The 16,391-nt window shown below is 36.4% G+C and carries 18 protein-coding genes; 11 read left to right on the top strand and 7 right to left on the bottom strand.

Annotated elements, in window-relative coordinates; translation table 11 throughout:
- Nucleotides 1-60: 60 nt before the first annotated feature.
- The 6 genes from ACRDEC_RS06885 to ACRDEC_RS06860 all read left to right on the top strand — a co-directional run bounded on the left by ACRDEC_RS06885 (nucleotide 61) and on the right by ACRDEC_RS06860 (nucleotide 4,927).
- Entirely contained in the window at nucleotides 61-753 is a 693-nt protein-coding gene (locus ACRDEC_RS06885; protein ID WP_431497600.1) for an NUDIX hydrolase, read from the top strand.
- Nucleotides 754-827: 74 nt separating this feature from the next.
- On the top strand, nucleotides 828-1,661 hold the full coding sequence (gene prs, locus ACRDEC_RS06880; protein WP_431497599.1) for a ribose-phosphate diphosphokinase: 834 nt from the start codon (nucleotides 828-830) through the stop codon (nucleotides 1,659-1,661).
- 16 nt (nucleotides 1,662-1,677) lie between these two features.
- Nucleotides 1,678-2,148: a macro domain-containing protein gene (locus ACRDEC_RS06875; RefSeq protein WP_431497598.1), complete on the top strand. Its 471-nt coding sequence runs from the start codon at nucleotides 1,678-1,680 to the stop codon at nucleotides 2,146-2,148.
- Nucleotides 2,149-2,188: 40 nt separating this feature from the next.
- Entirely contained in the window at nucleotides 2,189-2,731 is a 543-nt protein-coding gene (locus tag ACRDEC_RS06870; protein ID WP_431497597.1) for an RNA 2'-phosphotransferase, read from the top strand.
- 1 nt (nucleotide 2,732) lies between these two features.
- The gene (locus ACRDEC_RS06865; protein ID WP_431497596.1) at nucleotides 2,733-3,461 is read left to right on the top strand and encodes a metallophosphoesterase family protein; all 729 of its coding nucleotides are present in this window, start codon (nucleotides 2,733-2,735) and stop codon (nucleotides 3,459-3,461) included.
- Nucleotides 3,462-3,475: 14 nt separating this feature from the next.
- On the top strand, nucleotides 3,476-4,927 hold the full coding sequence (locus ACRDEC_RS06860) for a nicotinate phosphoribosyltransferase (RefSeq protein ID WP_431497595.1): 1,452 nt from the start codon (nucleotides 3,476-3,478) through the stop codon (nucleotides 4,925-4,927).
- A 39-nt stretch (nucleotides 4,928-4,966) separates the two neighbouring features.
- Here ACRDEC_RS06860 and nadD read toward each other — a convergent pair whose 3' ends face one another.
- From nadD to ACRDEC_RS06830, 6 genes are all read right to left on the bottom strand, one after another.
- Nucleotides 4,967-5,548: a nicotinate (nicotinamide) nucleotide adenylyltransferase gene (nadD, locus tag ACRDEC_RS06855; RefSeq protein ID WP_431497594.1), complete on the bottom strand. Its 582-nt coding sequence runs from the start codon at nucleotides 5,546-5,548 to the stop codon at nucleotides 4,967-4,969.
- Between the two features lie 2 nt (nucleotides 5,549-5,550).
- The gene (locus tag ACRDEC_RS06850) at nucleotides 5,551-6,060 is read right to left on the bottom strand and encodes a hypothetical protein (RefSeq protein WP_431497593.1); all 510 of its coding nucleotides are present in this window, start codon (nucleotides 6,058-6,060) and stop codon (nucleotides 5,551-5,553) included.
- 3 nt (nucleotides 6,061-6,063) lie between these two features.
- A complete protein-coding gene (gene gmk / locus ACRDEC_RS06845; protein ID WP_431497592.1) occupies nucleotides 6,064-6,633 on the bottom strand; it encodes a guanylate kinase in 570 nt (189 codons plus the stop codon).
- A 48-nt stretch (nucleotides 6,634-6,681) separates the two neighbouring features.
- A complete protein-coding gene (locus ACRDEC_RS06840) occupies nucleotides 6,682-7,542 on the bottom strand; it encodes a YicC/YloC family endoribonuclease (protein WP_431497591.1) in 861 nt (286 codons plus the stop codon).
- 178 nt (nucleotides 7,543-7,720) lie between these two features.
- The gene (locus ACRDEC_RS06835) at nucleotides 7,721-8,638 is read right to left on the bottom strand and encodes a DMT family transporter (RefSeq protein WP_431497590.1); all 918 of its coding nucleotides are present in this window, start codon (nucleotides 8,636-8,638) and stop codon (nucleotides 7,721-7,723) included.
- Nucleotides 8,638-8,988 carry an arsenate reductase family protein gene (locus ACRDEC_RS06830; protein WP_431497589.1) on the bottom strand — a complete coding sequence of 117 codons (351 nt, stop codon included), beginning with the start codon at nucleotides 8,986-8,988 and terminating at the stop codon, nucleotides 8,638-8,640. Before ACRDEC_RS06830 ends, ACRDEC_RS06835 begins: the two co-directional genes overlap by 1 nt.
- A gap of 79 nt (nucleotides 8,989-9,067) precedes the next feature.
- Between ACRDEC_RS06830 and ACRDEC_RS06825 the strand changes: the two genes are divergently transcribed.
- On the top strand, nucleotides 9,068-9,523 hold the full coding sequence (locus ACRDEC_RS06825) for a DinB family protein (protein WP_431497588.1): 456 nt from the start codon (nucleotides 9,068-9,070) through the stop codon (nucleotides 9,521-9,523).
- Nucleotides 9,524-9,653: 130 nt separating this feature from the next.
- Nucleotides 9,654-10,802: a cystathionine gamma-synthase gene (locus ACRDEC_RS06820; RefSeq protein ID WP_431497587.1), complete on the top strand. Its 1,149-nt coding sequence runs from the start codon at nucleotides 9,654-9,656 to the stop codon at nucleotides 10,800-10,802.
- Nucleotides 10,803-10,879: 77 nt separating this feature from the next.
- Here the strand turns inward: ACRDEC_RS06820 and ACRDEC_RS06815 are convergent, their stop codons facing one another.
- Complete coding sequence (locus tag ACRDEC_RS06815; protein WP_431497586.1) at nucleotides 10,880-11,692, bottom strand: THC0290_0291 family protein; 813 nt, start codon at nucleotides 11,690-11,692, stop codon at nucleotides 10,880-10,882.
- Between the two features lie 203 nt (nucleotides 11,693-11,895).
- Between ACRDEC_RS06815 and gdhA the strand changes: the two genes are divergently transcribed.
- The 3 genes from gdhA to recO all read left to right on the top strand — a co-directional run bounded on the left by gdhA (nucleotide 11,896) and on the right by recO (nucleotide 16,361).
- Nucleotides 11,896-13,239 (top strand): NADP-specific glutamate dehydrogenase, encoded by a 1,344-nt coding sequence (gene gdhA / locus ACRDEC_RS06810; RefSeq protein ID WP_431497585.1) that lies wholly within the window; start codon nucleotides 11,896-11,898, stop codon nucleotides 13,237-13,239.
- A 126-nt stretch (nucleotides 13,240-13,365) separates the two neighbouring features.
- The gene (locus ACRDEC_RS06805; protein ID WP_431497584.1) at nucleotides 13,366-15,645 is read left to right on the top strand and encodes a ligand-binding sensor domain-containing protein; all 2,280 of its coding nucleotides are present in this window, start codon (nucleotides 13,366-13,368) and stop codon (nucleotides 15,643-15,645) included.
- The gene (recO, locus tag ACRDEC_RS06800) at nucleotides 15,645-16,361 is read left to right on the top strand and encodes a DNA repair protein RecO (protein ID WP_431497583.1); all 717 of its coding nucleotides are present in this window, start codon (nucleotides 15,645-15,647) and stop codon (nucleotides 16,359-16,361) included. Before ACRDEC_RS06805 ends, recO begins: the two co-directional genes overlap by 1 nt.
- The last annotated feature ends 30 nt before the right edge of the window (nucleotides 16,362-16,391 follow it).

The following is a 16,391-nucleotide window of genomic DNA, read 5'->3' as shown; positions in this document are numbered from 1 at the left end:
TATGTTAATTGAATTTGGAATATAAATATATACATTAGCGTAATAAATACGCTTTATAATATGATCCCACTTCAAAATATTAAAATTGCTGTTGACGCGATTGTTTTTGGTTATCAAAACAACAAACTTTATGTGCTTTTAATTCAACAGAAATTTGGCAAAGATGAGTCCAGCTGGGCTTTGCCAGGAGGATTGGTCAAAGAGGATGAAACTTTACAGGAAGCGGTTCAGAGAGAGTTGGAAGAAGAAACCAATGTAAGCGTTAATTATTTGGAGCAGTTGTATACTTTCGGAGATGATTTGCATAGGGATTCCAGAAATAGGGTGATTTCAGTAGCTTATTTTGCCTTAGTAGATTCGTCTAAATTTTTCATTAAAGCCGATACTGACGCAGAAAACGTACAATGGTTTGAAATTAATGGGATACCAAAATTAGCTTTCGATCATAATCTGATAGTAAATAAAGCTGTTGAAAGATTGAAAGCCAAACTCACCTATCAGCCGGTTGGATTTGATTTATTGCCCAAAGAATTTCTTTTTTCAGAACTGGAAAACTTGTATTGCATTATTTTAGAAAGAGAAATTGACAGAAGAAATTTCAGAAAGAAGATTTTAAGTTTCGGAATTATTGAAGAAACTGATAAGTTTTCAGCACCCAAAACCGGGCGTCCAGCCAAATTATTTCAATTCAATAATCAAAAATACGATGAGCTGCAAAGAGAAGGATTTCACTTCGAAATTAAATTTGCGTAAATTTTACACAAATAATATTTGATTTTGGATTCTTTTATTTAACTTTGCGTAATAAATACACAAATAATAAAATCATGATACTTAATTTAGATAAAAATTTCTCTCCTTTTGGAAACGAAAACGAAATTGGTTTTCAAAGCTTCACCTTCTCAGGAGGCGAGCCACATATCAAAATCTCAACTGATTTTAATGCAAATGAAATTGTAACGATAACACACAGGTTGAACTCTTTCAATGACTTGGGGTTGTTATGCGTGACCGTTGATGCTTTGAGAAGAATGGATATCAAAATTATCAATCTTTTTATTCCGTACTTCCCTGCGGCAAGACAGGATAGGGTAATGATTCCCGGAGAACCTCTTTCAGTAAAGGTATATGCTGATATTCTGAACGCTATGCAGCTGAATAAAGTTGCCGTTTTTGATGCGCATTCCGAAGTCACTCCGGCGTTGGTAAACAACAGTCAGGTGATCCCGAATCATTCTTTTATCGCTGAAGTTTTAAAAAAGATAGGGAACAATATTAAATTGATTTCTCCGGATGGTGGTGCTTTAAAGAAAATCTACAAAGTTTCTGAATTTCTTGGCGGTATTGATGTGGTCGAATGCAGCAAAAGTCGTGATGTGAAAACGGGTAAACTATCAGGATTTAAAGTGTATGATGACGATCTACAAGGTTCTGACTGCCTTATTGTAGATGATATCTGCGATGGTGGAGGAACTTTTATTGGATTGGCAGAGGAACTGAAAAAGAAAAATGCCGGGAAATTATATCTGGCAGTTAGCCACGGAATCTTCAATAAAGGGTTCGATGATTTGGCTTGTTTCGATAAAATATTTACTACGGACTCTTTTCGGGAAATCAATAATGAAATCGTGGAACAGATAAGATTAAATCGTGTTTTGTGAAACATCTAAGAATAAAATGAAAGAAATCATATACATAAAAGGAGATGCAACTAATCCAACAACTATTGGCAATAAGATGATTGTCCATATTTGCAATGATATAGGAGGTTGGGGAAAAGGATTCGTCATGGCAATTTCAAAAAAATGGAAAGAGCCGGAAAAAAAATATCGTGAATGGTATTCGACTCAACTTAATTTTGACTTAGGGGAAGTACAATTTGTGCAAGTTGAAAAAGATCTTTGGATTGCTAATTTAATTGGCCAGCATAAAATTAATAAAGATGAGAAAGGTGAAGCGCCTATTAGATATAATGCAATCGAAGAAGGATTGCAGAAAATAGCTTTTTTTGCTGAACAAAATGCAATTTCTATTCATATGCCAAGAATTGGTTGCGGATTAGCAGGCGGTAAATGGGAAAATATTGAGCCAATTGTTCAGAGAACATTATCCGGTAAAAATATAGAAGTAACAGTTTACGATTTTTAAAATTATTTAGTAGGTGTTTAATGAGGGTAATCATAAAGTAATGGACAAAAAAAACACAAAAGAGATTAGCAAGTTCCTGAGCCTAGTCCTCAGGCATTCGCCACAGACTATTCAACTTATATTAGATGAAAACGGTTGGGCAAAAGTGGATGAATTAATCGAACAATGCAACAAGTACCAGAAAGTAATAGACATTGAACTGTTACAATATGTAGTTGAAAACAATGACAAAAAGCGATTTGCTTTCAATGATGATAAAACAAAAATCAGAGCCAGCCAAGGACATTCTATTGTTGTCGAATTAGAATTGGATGAGGTAATTCCAACAGATTTGCTTTTTCATGGAACGGTTGAAAGATTTCTGGATGCCATAGCAAAAGAAGGACTTCAAAAAATGGAAAGACAGCATTTGCATCTGAGCAAAGACAAGGAAACAGCCATCAAAGTAGGAAGTAGAAGAGGTAAGCCGGTTATTTTGACCGTTAAGGCAAAAGAAATGCACGATGATGGATTCAAATTCTATCTTTCCGAAAATAAAGTCTGGCTCACAGATCACGTACCAGCAAAATATATTGAATTTTAAGATGAAAAGAACATTGGTAATTGGAGATATTCACGGCGGTCTGAAAGCTTTGACTCAGGTTCTGGAAAGAGCTAATGTTACGCTAGACGATACTCTCGTTTTTTTAGGAGATTATGTTGACGGTTGGAGTGAATCTGCCCAGACAATCGAGTATCTTCTGAAATTAGCAGAAAAGCAAGAATGTATTTTTATACGAGGTAATCATGATTTATGGTGTGGCCGTTGGTTGGAATTAGGAGCTTCAAATCCCGTATGGGAGGAGAATGGCGGAAAAGAAACAAAGCAAAGTTACCTGGCAACTGGTTTGTTGACGGATAAAGAGCACATAGTTTTCTTCAACCAACTCAAGGATTATTACATTGACGGTCAAAACAGATTGTTTATCCATGCCGGATACACTTCCATACATGGTGTGGGAAATGAAGAATATCCGTCTAATTATTATTTCGATCGTACACTCTGGGAAATGGCTCTTGTAATGGATGACAGAGTAGAAAAACATTCTTCGTTTTTTCCAAAACGGTTAATGCATTATAAGGAGATTTTCCTGGGACATACACCAACAGTCAATTTCGGAAAGGATATCCCAATGCATGCTATTAATATCTGGAATGTAGACACGGGTGCCGGTTTTAAGGGCAAGTTATCGTGTTTGGATATCGAAACAAAACAATTCTGGCAAAGCGACAGTTTGCCGACAATTTATACAAACGAAAAAGGAAGAAATTAATTTATAATAAAAACATGAACCCACTTTTACTAACAGACGGCTACAAAGTTGACCATCGCAGACAGTATCCGGACAATACAACCTTAGTGTATTCTAACTGGACACCAAGGAAATCAAGAATTACAGGAATAAACGAAGTTGTTTTTTTCGGACTGCAATATTTTATCAAAAAATACATCATCCATGATTTTGATTTGCATTTTTTCAAACAGCCAAAAGAAGCAGTAGTTAAAAAATACGCTCGCCGGATCAATAATTATTTAGGAGAAAATCAGGTGGGAACAGCACATATTGAAGCATTACATGATTTGGGTTACATTCCAATGGTGTTCAAAGCACTGCCTGAAGGAGTAAGCGTTCCTGTACGTGTGCCAATGTTTACCATGTACAATACCAAACCGGAATTTTTCTGGCTGACTAATTATTTCGAAACATTACTTTCTGCAGTAATCTGGTTGCCTTGTAATTCTGCGACCATTGCTAAGCAATATCGTATTGTTCTAGATCGATATGCGGATGAAACGTCATCGATTCCTGAATTTGTCAGTTGGCAGGGACATGATTTTTCCATGAGAGGTATGGCTGGAATTGAAGCTGCTGTAACTTCAGCGGCAGGGCATTTGCTAAGCTTCACCGGAACCGACACCATCCCTGCAATAGAGTTTTTCGAAGAGTTTTATAAGGCCGATTCCGATTCCGAATTAATTGGTGGATCTGTAGCAGCTACTGAGCATTCTGTTATGTGCATGGGAACGACAGAAGGTGAATACGAAACATTCAAGCGATTGATTTGCGAAATTTACCCGAAGGGAATTGTATCAATTGTTTCTGATACCTGGGATTTATGGAAGGTTCTCACAGATTATCTGCCAAGATTAAAAACTGAAATCGTTTCCAGAGAAGGAAAGGTGGTTGTCCGTCCTGACAGTGGCGATCCGGTTGATATTATCTGCGGTAATCCAAACGGAAAAACAGAACAGGAAAAGAAAGGCGTTGTCGAATTGCTTTGGGATGTCTTTGGCGGATCAGTAAATGCTAAAGGCTATAAAGAATTGATTCCTCAAATTGGAGCTATTTACGGAGACAGTATTACTGTTGAAAGAGCTACAAACATCTGTGAAAGACTAAAACAAAAAGGTTTTGCATCTACTAATGTGGTGCTGGGAATAGGTTCTTTTACGTACCAATACAACACCCGGGATACTTTTGGCTTTGCGATGAAAGCAACATATGGAGAAGTTAATGGGCAAGGAAGAGAGATTTTCAAAGATCCAATAACGGATGACGGAACGAAGAAATCTGCAAAAGGCTTAATGAAAATTGAATTGAAAGATGGAAAATACACCCTTTTAGATCAGGTTTCCTGGGAAGAGGAAAATCAAGGAGAACTGAAAGAAGTTTTTAGTGATGGAAAATTAATTGTTGAACATTCTTTAGAAGAGATTCGAAAAAGAGTGCAATCGTAATCAAGAATAGAAAAGCGTAATCAAAATCCGATTACGCTTTTATTTTTTATAAAATAAATTATGGTCAATGTAATCCCAGACTTTCTCCGGAAGCATTGGCGTTACATTTTTTTTGTTTTTAATACTCTCACGGATAAAAGTCGAAGAAAGTTCTATTACAGGCGCACCAACACGATGTATTTTCGGATGGTTGATGAACTGCGAATTAATTTCACCCGAAGAAAGTCTCGGATACACATAAATACTGTGATTTTGCAAAATGACTTCGTAGTTTTTCCATTTGTGGAGCGAATTCAGATTGTCTTCACCCATAATCAACGAAAACTCATGCTGTGGATGCTTTTCCTGCAGATGGGCTAAGGTATTGACGGTATAATTGGGTTGCGGTAACTTAAATTCAACATCTGAGGGCATGATTTTAGGAAAATCCTTCGTAGCCAAATAAACCATTTCCAATCGATGATGGTCGTCCAGCAATGTGTTTTTCAGTTTATGTGGATTGTGCGGTGTTACTATCATCCAGATCTGATCTAAATCAGAATACTCAGCCATGTGATTGGCAATAATCAGATGCCCAATGTGTATGGGATTAAATGTTCCGAAATAAAGGCCTATTTTCATTATTAGCTAATCTTTTTTAACTCGTTAATAAGAGAAAATTCATCAAAAACCTGCTTTTTGTAATCGATAATATGAAAAACACATCTTTCTTCGGTGTGAATTTCTTTTAGTATTACCAATGCATTTCCAAATTCGTTTCTGACAACATTGGAATAAAAAACAGCTTCGTATTTAAAATCATCAATTTTGAAAATCCTGTGTTTTTTGAAAAAACTATATTTTGAGTTTTGTATAAAATCAATTGCAATCAGTTTTTCCTCAATGACTTTGTAAGGAGTTTTTTTGAAAAAAGCGGTTTCCTTAATAGTTCTCAGATATTCAAGGAATGTAATTATTAAAACACAGAAGATAGTCAAGACAATAGTGAAAATCAATGGATATATGATGACAATAACTCCTTGTAAAGCATAAGCAAAAAGGATAAGTAATAAAGCAAACACTCCGAAAAACAATAAAAGCAACTTAAAAATAGTTTGAATTGGCTTTTTATTTAAAAGAAGGAATGTGAGCATGCTTTATTTCAAAAAATCTTTTACCAATTCGTACGCATCTACTTTGGCTACATCCAAATCATAATTCTTGATGATTTTATCAAATTGCGGTGCTGTTGCCAGTTCCACAGATGCTTTTGCAATACGCATATTGATTTTATCGTCGCTTTCAGTAGAACGTTTTTTTAGACGGATTTTCAGTTCGTCGATACTTGGTGGTTTTACAAAAACAGCCAGTGTTTCCTGTTTAAATTTTGATTTGATTCGCAATCCGCCGGCTACATCAATATCAAAAATGACATTCTTGCCTTTGGCCCAGATGCGTTCAACTTCGCTTTTTAGCGTGCCGTAGAAATTGTCTCTGTAAACTTCTTCCCATTCTACAAAATCTTCCGATTTGATGTGCTTTTTAAATTCTTCAAGCGAAATGAAATAATAATCCTGTCCATGTACTTCTTCTCCTCTTGGACTGCGTGTTGTTGCCGAAATGGAAAACTCAAGATTTAATTCTTCCTGAGCTAATAAATGCCTAACTATAGTTGTTTTTCCCGAGCCTGAAGGCGCTGAGAATACGAGTAATTTCCCTTCTTTCATTGTTGTGTGTGTTTGATTTAAGCAATACGCTTAAGTCGGTAATTTTATTTATAATACATTGAGAACCTGCTCTTTGATTTTTTCCAATTCGTCTTTCATTTGTACGACTAACTTCTGCATTTCCGCATGATTGGATTTGGAACCCATTGTATTAATTTCCCTTCCCATTTCCTGAGTAATGAATCCCAGTTTCCTGCCGTTTGCTTCAGTGCCTTTAATGGTTTCCATGAAGTAATCCAAATGATTGCCCAAGCGCACTTTTTCTTCTGTAATATCCAGTTTCTCTAAATAATAAATCAATTCCTGTTCGAAACGGTTGGTGTCTACATTCACTTTCAATTCATCGATTGCCGTTTGCAGTTTGTCTTTGATATTCTGAACACGCTCCGGATCGAGTACCAAGGCTTGATCCATATAAGAGCGGATGTTGTCAATGCGTAATTTGAATTCTTTTTCCAGCGACTGGCCTTCTGAGACACGGAAACTGTTAATGTTTGTCAGCGCTTCATCGATTACAGATTGGATTTGCTTCCATTCGTTTTCGTCAATTTCGTCGCGCTCTGTTTTTAGCGCATCCGGCATGCGGACAGCCATTTTCATCAGTTCGGTATTGTCAGCATCCGGCAAGATGTCACGCATTTGCTTTATATAAGCTTTTACGATAGGTGCATTGACTTTGGTGGACGTCTCTTCTCCAGTCACTTCTATATATAAAGAAAAATCAACTTTTCCGCGTTCCAGACTCTGGGCAATCTGGTTACGCAAGCCCAGTTCCATTTCGCGGTAGACAGAAGGCATCCGGGTGTTTAAATCCAGTCCTTTACTGTTTAATGATTTTAATTCGACTGTTATCTTTTTGGTTGGCAATTGCAAAGACGCTTTGCCAAAACCTGTCATGGATTGTATCATATTGAAAATTGTAATAGCTACAAATGTAAGAAAAACTATTCAGTGTTCAGTAATTGAACTTCTTAGCCTTAATTTTGAATGCAGCGTTTTAGATTGATTTATCTGTCCGTATTCTGAACAATAGTAATGCCTTTCCGTTAGAAAGAACAAAACAACAATAGGGAAAGAATAATTATAATTAATTTAGACTTTGTGTTTGACTTTTTTGGGTAGTCACCAAATAGACTCCGATGAAAATCAGTAATGCTGAACCAATTTTTACCGGATTCAATTCGTCTTTTCCTAATCCGATGGCAAAAACCGAAGCGAATAAAGGCTGCAAATAAATAAAAACGGCAATGGTGGTTGGTTTCAGTTCTTTCATTGAAAGTAAATTCAATAAATAGGTCAGAAAAGTCGAAAATACAACTACAAAACCGATCTTCCAAAAAATAGCAGCGGGTACAACTGCCCAGTTTACCGCTTGAAACTCGTTCCAGCCAAAAGGCAAGACCATTAAGAAACCAAAGAAATAAATCCATTTTACAAACGAAAAAGCATTGTACTTGTCCATTAGCTTCTTGACAATGATGAGGTAAAAACCGTATGAAACTGCATTTACAAAAACCAGGAAGTTTCCTAAACCGGCTTTTGGAGCATTGACCATCGGTTTTCCGTATAAAATTAGAAATGCTGTTCCGGCCAATCCTAAAACGATACCTAAAACCTTGCGTTTTTCCATTCGCTCTTTGATTAGAATCGCAGATAAAATTAAAACAATCATAGGCGTTGTTACCATGATAATGGCACCCATAATAGGAGAAGTATAGCTCAGCCCCTTAAAAAAAGTCAGCATATTGAATGCAACACCAAAAAAAGCAGCCGCTATAATCCGAGGAAAATCAGCGGTTTCAATTTTTTCGTACTGTTTCGGTTTTAGCCATGCTATTCCGAGGGAAATCAGCCAAAATAATAAAGTGGAACCGCCAACACGAAGTAAAATAAATCCGAAAGCGTCAACATATCTTGGCATAACATCTTTAGCAACCGTAAAAGTCACGCCATAAATAAGAGAAACTATAGTGGCCGCAACCAGCGCCAGATTTCTTTTTGACATTAGCTCAAAACTTTGATCACTTCAATGATATTTTTCTGGCCGTTGCCGATGTAAATTTTACCATCGATAATAAAAACGGGACGACTTAGAAAAGTATAATGCTCTAAAAGGTATTTTTTGAAATCCGGTTCGGTCAGATTTTTATTTTTCAGATCCATTGATTTGTACAATTGTGCTTTCTTGCTGAAAAGGGCTTCGTAACTTCCCGAAAGTTGGTACATTTCTTCTAAATCGGTTTCTGAAATTGGGTTTTGGCGAATGTCAATAAACGTCAGTCTGTCTGCATTGGGCAAAGATTTGATGATTTTACGGCAGGTATCGCATGAGGCGAGATAATATATTTTATCCATAAGATGTGATTGATTCCTTTCTGCAAAGAAAATCCATTTCACCCTTAAAAATTACTATTTTTATAAAAAAAATAAATTTATGTCAAACACTTTTGAAATCAGTCACACGAGTAGAAATGTCCTTTCAACTTTTTTAGAAAATCATACTTTAGAAGAGTTAAATAAAGTCCCAGATGGTTTTTCCAACAATCTGATTTGGAATATTGCCCACATTATAGTCGTTCAGCAAATGTTAGTGTATAAATTGTCTGGATTGCCTATGATGGTTTCCGATGAGATGGTGGAAAAGTTTAAAAGAGGTACAAAGCCGGAAACGGATATCTCTCAGGAAGAAGTGGATCAAATTAGGGAATTGATTTTTTCGACTTTAGAACAATCTAAAGAAGATTTTGCCAATGATATTTTTGACCAGTATATGCCGTTTACAACAACAACGGGGTTTCATGTTAAAAGCGCTCATTTTGCTATGGAATTTTCTAATTATCATGAAGCCATGCATTTAGGGGTTATGATGCAGATTAAAAAGTTTATTTAGGAGATCTTCCCGCTCTCGCCTTTATCTTTGCTCGTACCTCTCAAAGGGCTTTATCGGGGCTAAAAAATCGTTAAACTTCATAATTCCCGAAAGAATAAAATCTAAATTTGTACTTTAAAATATATTAATAATGAAATTCAATACTAAAGTTATACACGGTGGGCAGCACCACGATCCAAGTACAGGAGCCGTAATGCCGCCGGTTTATCAGACATCGACCTTTGTACAAACCAGTCCTGGAAAACCATTGAATCCGGATTATGAATACAGCCGTGCGGCAAACCCTACGAGGACAGCATTGGAAAATGCATTGGCAAGTATCGAAAATGGGACGAGAGGTTTGGCTTTTTCATCAGGATTAGCTGCAACAGACTGCGTTTTGCGTTCGTTTAAAGCGGGAGATGAAGTCATCGCTATGGATGATTTGTATGGCGGAACGTACAGAATGTTTACCCGTATTTATAAAGATTCCGGAATTAAATTCCATTTTGTAGATATGAACGATCTGGTAAAATTCGAATCGTTAATCAATGCCAATACTAAAATGGTCTGGGTAGAAACGCCAACGAACCCATTGATGAAATTAGCGGATATCGCTGAAATAGCCAAAATCACTAAAAAGCACAATATTCTTTTTGCAGTTGATAATACTTTTGCCACCCCTTATTTGCAAAAGCCATTAGATTTGGGAGCAGACATTGTAATGCATTCGGCTACGAAGTATCTGGGTGGTCATTCTGATGTGATTGCTGGGGCTTTGATAGTAAAAGACAATGCTTTGGGAGATCAGTTGCATTTTCAGCAATTTGCTACCGGGGCAACACTTGGGCCACAAGATTCTTTCCTTGTATTAAGAGGTATAAAAACATTGCACCTGCGTGTGCAGAGACATTGTGAAAATGGAGCAAAAATCGCTGAATTTTTAGTAAATCACCCTAAAGTTGAAAGAGTGTATTATCCTGGATTAGCATCACATCCTTTTCATGAAATTGCCAAAAAACAAATGATTGGCGGTTTTGGCGGTATGGTGACTTTTACTTTTAAATCAGGTAAAAAAGAAGATGCGATTTTATTCTTGGAAAAAGTAAAAGTGTTTACGCTGGCAGAATCCCTAGGAGGAGTTGAGTCACTGGCAAACCATCCTGCTTTAATGACACACGCTTCAATTCCGGAAGACAAGCGTAAAGAAATAGGAATTACAGATGATTTAGTCCGATTGAGCGTTGGTGTTGAAGATGCTGACGATTTAATTGAAGATTTAAAACAAGCATTAGCATAAATAAAAGATAGCCTAAATAAAAAACCCGTCTAGTTTAATTAGACGGGTTTTTTTATGTTTTATAAGTTTTTGAAATCTTAATTCAAATAGTAGATATAACCGAAGTTTAACCATACCAACCAATCGTTAGCTTTATTTTCGGTATATACATCAGGATTTGGATTTAAACCATCAACCCAGTTGGAGTTGAAATACTGAAATCTTAAATCGATCATTAAATCCGATAAAGGCGTTAGTTTGTAACGTGTTCCTACACTTGAAACAATAGATAGTGTGCTTCCTCTTTCGTTAGAAAAACCATGAGATTTACCTTCAGAAGGCTCCCAGTATTTTGGGAAAATATTTGGCTGTGTCAATCTTCCGTCACCAAAACTTGTTTCCACTTCGGGTTTGAAAAAACTGTATTGTGCACCTAAACTGATAAAAGGAGCAAAACTTCCTGTACTAGAAGTGAAATCTCTAATACTTAATGGGAAGTATTCCAATTGCATTCCAATGTTAGTTACAGCAGTACTTCCGTGCATTGCTTTTAACTGCTGAGCAGGAATAGACGTTGCTAATTTTTCAGGAGTAACCCACTCACCGAAATGGTTTAGCTTTGTTTTTGTATAGGATAATTCGGTTCTTAATTTGAAGTGGTCGTTAAAAAAATTCTCAGGAGTGTAGCAATTACAATCAGCACGATAAGAAAAATTTAAATAGTGAACTAACCCGATTCCTATTCCCGTATTTCCGGAATTGGTGTCGAAATCATGTCGTACTCCATAGTCAGACTGGAACGCGACCGGACCGGCGATTACACCTATTTCGTGGGAAAAACCAAACTGCGCATGGGCTGTATTGATGAGTCCTAATGAGAATAAAACGATTAAGCTAAGTATTCTGGGCATGAGTATAGATTTAATTCATTATCCGACAAATATATAAAAACAACAAACACTTCAAAAAAAAATCATAAAAAAAACTAAAGATTTATCAATTTCAACACATTAGAGAGTTTAAAATTAAAATTATGTTGACTTTATTTTTATAAAATGTATATTTGTGCCTCAAAACGAAAACGTTTTCATAAAGCGTTCATAATCTATAAATCATGTCACAAAGTATTGATGCTTTTATTGAAGCAGTAGGTAAAAGAAACCCAAATGAGCCTGAGTTTATGCAGGCAGTTAAAGAAGTTGCTGAAACAGTAATTCCTTTTATTGAAAAAAACGCAAAGTACCAAGGCAAAATGCTTTTGGAAAGAATGGTCGAAGCTGAACGTGTTATCATGTTTAGAGTTGTTTGGGTTGACGATGCAGGTGTCACTCAGGTTAACAGAGGTTACCGTATCCAGATGAATTCGGCAATTGGACCTTACAAAGGAGGAATTCGTTTTCATCCATCAGTAAATTTAAGCATCCTTAAGTTTTTAGCTTTCGAGCAAACATTCAAAAACAGTTTAACTACTTTACCAATGGGTGGAGGAAAAGGTGGAGCTGATTTTGATCCTAAAGGAAAATCGGATAACGAAATCATGAAATTCTGTCAAGCATTTATGACTGAATTATCAAAACATATTGGTGCTAATACTGACGTTCCTGCGGGAGATATCGGTGTTGGAGGAAGAGAAGTTGGTTACATGTTTGGTCAATACAAACGTTTAAGAAATGAATTTACAGGAGTTTTAACTGGTAAAGGAATCACTTTTGGTGGGTCTCTTATTCGTCCTGAAGCTACGGGTTACGGAGATGTTTATTTTGCTCAAAGCATGTTGCAAACTAAAGGAAACAGTTTCTCTGGTAAAACAGTAGTTATTTCCGGTTCTGGAAACGTAGCGCAATACGCTGCTGAAAAAGCAACTCAATTAGGAGGTAAAGTAGTTACTTTATCTGATTCTGCAGGTTATATTTATGATGAAGCAGGAATTGATGCTGAAAAACTAGCTTACGTAATGGAAATCAAAAACGTAAACTACGGTCGTATCAGCGATTATTTGAACAAATATCCTAATGCTAAATATGTAGCAGGAAAACGTCCATGGGAAGTTAAATGTGATATCGCGTTGCCTTGTGCAACTCAAAACGAGTTAAACGAAGATGATGCAAAAGTATTAGTAGCTAACGGATGTATCTGTGTGGCTGAAGGGGCGAATATGCCTTCTACGCCGGAAGCAGTTATCGTTTTCCAAAATGCTAAAATATTATTCGCACCTGGTAAAGCATCTAATGCTGGTGGTGTAGCAACTTCTGGTCTTGAAATGTCTCAAAACTCATTGCGTTTAAGCTGGACTACTGAAGAAGTCGATGAAAGACTGAAAAACATTATGGCTAACATCCACGAATCTTGTGTACAATACGGTTCTGATGGAAATGGTTACGTTGATTACGTAAAAGGAGCAAACGTTGCTGGTTTCGTAAAAGTAGCTGACGCTATGTTAGGTCAAGGAGTAGTTTAATACTTCCACATACTTTAAAATAATAAAGCGTTCACCTTGGTGAGCGCTTTTTTTGTACTGGCAGATATTAAAAACCAAATAAAATCGTTTTTATTCTATATTTGTACATGAATCTAATTTTTTCAGATGAAAAACGTTTTTTTAAGCACTATACTATTACTGGTTTCGTTATTTGGATATTCTCAAGAGAAGCAATTATGGGAGGGTTACTTTTCGTATAACACTATTAAGGATATTGCGCAAAGTACTACCCATGTTTATGCCGCTGCAGAAAATGCTTACTTTAAAAAGAATAGCATAACTAATGAAATTGCCAAGACAACTACAATAGAAGGGCTTTCCGGTGAAAATATTTCTCAGGTGTATCATAGTGAAACATTCAAAAAAACACTTTTAGGGCATGATAATGGGCTCCTCATTGTGGTGAATGATTTGGATGGATCGATGCTCAATGTGGTTGATATAGTCAACAAACCTTCGGTGCCTCAAAATAAAAAGAGAATAAACCATTTCATGGAACATGATGGGAAAATCTATATTTCCACTGATTTTGGAATATGTATTTATGATTTAAATATTTCAGAATTTGGGGATACCTATTTTATAGGGTCAGGAGGAGCAAATGTTGAAATCCTGCAAACCACCATCTTTAACGGATTTATATACGCAGTTGCTAGTGGCTATGGTCTTTTGAAAGCCGCTGTTACGAACCCGAATTTAATTGATTACCACCAATGGAACATGGTATATGCTGCCAATTGGGGTAGTGTTCAGGCTGTAGGGACAGAACTTATTGCCATAGGATTTGGTGCTGCAATGTTTAAATTTGTTGGAGACACACCTGTGTATGTTACGACTTTTAGCCAGATTCCTACCGATGTAAGGTATAGTGAAGGACGTTTGCTTGTAACCACGCAGGACTTTGTACATATATATAATGGGCAATTGGTCAAAATTTTGCAAATTAACAATATAACCAATGTTCCGGCAAAGCTCACTTGTGCAACTATTATGGGTGATACGATTTACATAGGTACGCAGGAGAACGGATTGTTTTCCACAACACTTTCGAACCCTACGGTTTTTGTCGATAATACGCCAAACGGACCTATTAAAAATAAAATATTTGCAATACAGTCTGCTTCAAACAGTCTTTGGGCTGTCTATGGAGATTATTCGAGAAACTATAACCCATATCCTTTGGATGCTTTTGCGATAAGTAAGATGGATGCTGATAAAAACTGGAAATTATTCCCGTATTCTGATTTGCTTAATGCAAAATCCATTGCAAGGATTGCTGTTAATCCCAATAACGAAAAACAAGTGTATTTCAGTTCCTACTATTCGGGCTTGTTGAAATTTCAGGATGAAATTGCTACAAAAATATACAACAAATCAAATAGTACTTTGCAATCCATTCCAGGTCAGGCGCAGGATGATATCAGAATTAATGGTTCGGCTTTTGATAAAAACGGAAATCTTTGGGTAACAAATTCCCTCGTTGATAAAGGACTTCATGTTTTCAGAACAAACGAACAATCGCAAGGATTCACTTTGGCTGGAGTTCAGACTCCGTTATCAAATAGTTATGGAAGGATTGTTATTGATAAAAACAGCACAAAATGGATGGCCACAAATCATGAAGGTGTTGTAGGATTTAATGAAAATTACAGTAACAGGTCATTGAGTATTAAAGAAGGGCAAGATGAAGGGAATCTTCCTGATAATGATGTCCGTGCGATTGCTGTCGATAATAAAAACAAACTTTGGATAGGGACCACACATGGATTGAGAGTGTTGTCTAGTGTAGATTCTTTTTTAAGCAATAATGAACTTACTTCAAACTCTATTATTATTCTGGAAGATGGTTTGGCTCAAGAACTTCTTTATCAGCAGTTTATCACGGATATTGTAGTAGATGGTTCTAATAATAAATGGATTGGAACAGCCGGTTCCGGAGTGTTTTTTATTTCTCCGGATGGGCAAAAGACATTTAATATTTTTACTAAAGAAAACTCACCGCTTCCGAGCAATGTTGTAACGGATATCGATATTAACAGTCAGACTGGAGAAGTTTTTATTGCTACAGAAAGCGGCATGATTTCATACAAAGGAACTTCAACAAAAGGAGCTGAAGATCTGGAAAACATTATCGCTTATCCTAATCCGGTACGACCTGAATTTAATGGGAGTGTTGCCATCACAGGGTTAATGGATAAATGTAACGTTAAAATTACAGATATTGAAGGAAACTTAGTGTACGAAGAAATTTCCGAAGGAGGAACTGTTATGTGGGACACCAAAGTCTTTGGGAAAAGTAAAGTGGCTTCAGGAGTTTATATGATATTTGTTGCTTCTGAAGACGGACTCTTGTCTAAAGTTAAAAAAGTGATGATTATAAGATAATGCTCGTCAAAACCAAAGCAATTGTTCTAAGCGTCTTAAAGTACCAGGAAAAAAGCCTGATTGTAAAGTGTCTTACACAATCGGATGGATTAAAATCGTATTTTGTGCCAAGTGCTTTTTCTTCTGGAAAGAAATCGAATCATAAGATGGCTTATTTTCAGCCGTTAGCCATACTCGAAATCGAAGCGAGTCATAAAAATAAAGGGGCATTGGAACATTTCAAAGAAATCAGATTAGCCACACCCTGTCACTCCATAAGTACGGATATTTTTAAAAGTACTATCGTTATTTTTTTATCCGAAGTTTTGCATCACAGTATTCGGGAGGAAGAAAAAAACGAAAGCCTTTTTTCTTTCCTGGAAACAGCCTTGCTTTGGCTGGATAATCATGACGAAATGGCTAATTTTCACCTGATTTTATTGTTGGAAATTACCAAGTTCTTAGGCTTTTACCCCGATACATCCGAAATAGATTTACCTTTTTTTGAATTGAATGAAGGTGTTTTTTCTGTTTTTCACGGACTGAACTGTCTTTCCGAACACGAAACCTTTCTTTTTAAAAAACTTATCGATTTAAAGTTTGATTCCGACCAGAAAATCTTTGCCGGAACAGAACGTCAGATAGTGCTCAAAATTCTTATAGATTACTATTCCGTTCACCTTGACGGGTTTAAAAAACCGAAATCACTGGAAGTACTTAAAGAGGTTTTTTCATAAACTACAGAAAAATCATCGGTTTGATGTGTA

Source organism: Flavobacterium sp. (assembly GCF_050696275.1).
Lineage (GTDB): Bacteria > Bacteroidota > Bacteroidia > Flavobacteriales > Flavobacteriaceae > Flavobacterium.
The sequence above is the reverse complement of the archived record's forward strand: the minus strand, read 5'-3'. Positions and strand labels throughout refer to the sequence as shown.

What these genes read in the sequence shown, in the direction of transcription:
- ACRDEC_RS06820 (WP_431497587.1), top strand. Translation starts at nt 9,654, where the DNA reads ATGAAATTCAATACTAAAGTTATACACGGTGGGCAGCACCACGATCCA.
- ACRDEC_RS06830 (WP_431497589.1), bottom strand. Translation starts at nt 8,988, where the DNA reads ATGGATAAAATATATTATCTCGCCTCATGCGATACCTGCCGTAAAATC.
- ACRDEC_RS06835 (WP_431497590.1), bottom strand. Translation starts at nt 8,638, where the DNA reads ATGTCAAAAAGAAATCTGGCGCTGGTTGCGGCCACTATAGTTTCTCTT.
- ACRDEC_RS06885 (WP_431497600.1), top strand. Translation starts at nt 61, where the DNA reads ATGATCCCACTTCAAAATATTAAAATTGCTGTTGACGCGATTGTTTTT.
- ACRDEC_RS06825 (WP_431497588.1), top strand. Translation starts at nt 9,068, where the DNA reads ATGTCAAACACTTTTGAAATCAGTCACACGAGTAGAAATGTCCTTTCA.
- gmk (WP_431497592.1), bottom strand. Translation starts at nt 6,633, where the DNA reads ATGAAAGAAGGGAAATTACTCGTATTCTCAGCGCCTTCAGGCTCGGGA.
- ACRDEC_RS06870 (WP_431497597.1), top strand. Translation starts at nt 2,189, where the DNA reads ATGGACAAAAAAAACACAAAAGAGATTAGCAAGTTCCTGAGCCTAGTC.
- gdhA (WP_431497585.1), top strand. Translation starts at nt 11,896, where the DNA reads ATGTCACAAAGTATTGATGCTTTTATTGAAGCAGTAGGTAAAAGAAAC.
- ACRDEC_RS06850 (WP_431497593.1), bottom strand. Translation starts at nt 6,060, where the DNA reads ATGCTCACATTCCTTCTTTTAAATAAAAAGCCAATTCAAACTATTTTT.
- ACRDEC_RS06815 (WP_431497586.1), bottom strand. Translation starts at nt 11,692, where the DNA reads ATGCCCAGAATACTTAGCTTAATCGTTTTATTCTCATTAGGACTCATC.
- ACRDEC_RS06865 (WP_431497596.1), top strand. Translation starts at nt 2,733, where the DNA reads ATGAAAAGAACATTGGTAATTGGAGATATTCACGGCGGTCTGAAAGCT.
- nadD (WP_431497594.1), bottom strand. Translation starts at nt 5,548, where the DNA reads ATGAAAATAGGCCTTTATTTCGGAACATTTAATCCCATACACATTGGG.
- ACRDEC_RS06860 (WP_431497595.1), top strand. Translation starts at nt 3,476, where the DNA reads ATGAACCCACTTTTACTAACAGACGGCTACAAAGTTGACCATCGCAGA.
- recO (WP_431497583.1), top strand. Translation starts at nt 15,645, where the DNA reads ATGCTCGTCAAAACCAAAGCAATTGTTCTAAGCGTCTTAAAGTACCAG.
- ACRDEC_RS06875 (WP_431497598.1), top strand. Translation starts at nt 1,678, where the DNA reads ATGAAAGAAATCATATACATAAAAGGAGATGCAACTAATCCAACAACT.
- ACRDEC_RS06805 (WP_431497584.1), top strand. Translation starts at nt 13,366, where the DNA reads ATGAAAAACGTTTTTTTAAGCACTATACTATTACTGGTTTCGTTATTT.
- prs (WP_431497599.1), top strand. Translation starts at nt 828, where the DNA reads ATGATACTTAATTTAGATAAAAATTTCTCTCCTTTTGGAAACGAAAAC.
- ACRDEC_RS06840 (WP_431497591.1), bottom strand. Translation starts at nt 7,542, where the DNA reads ATGATACAATCCATGACAGGTTTTGGCAAAGCGTCTTTGCAATTGCCA.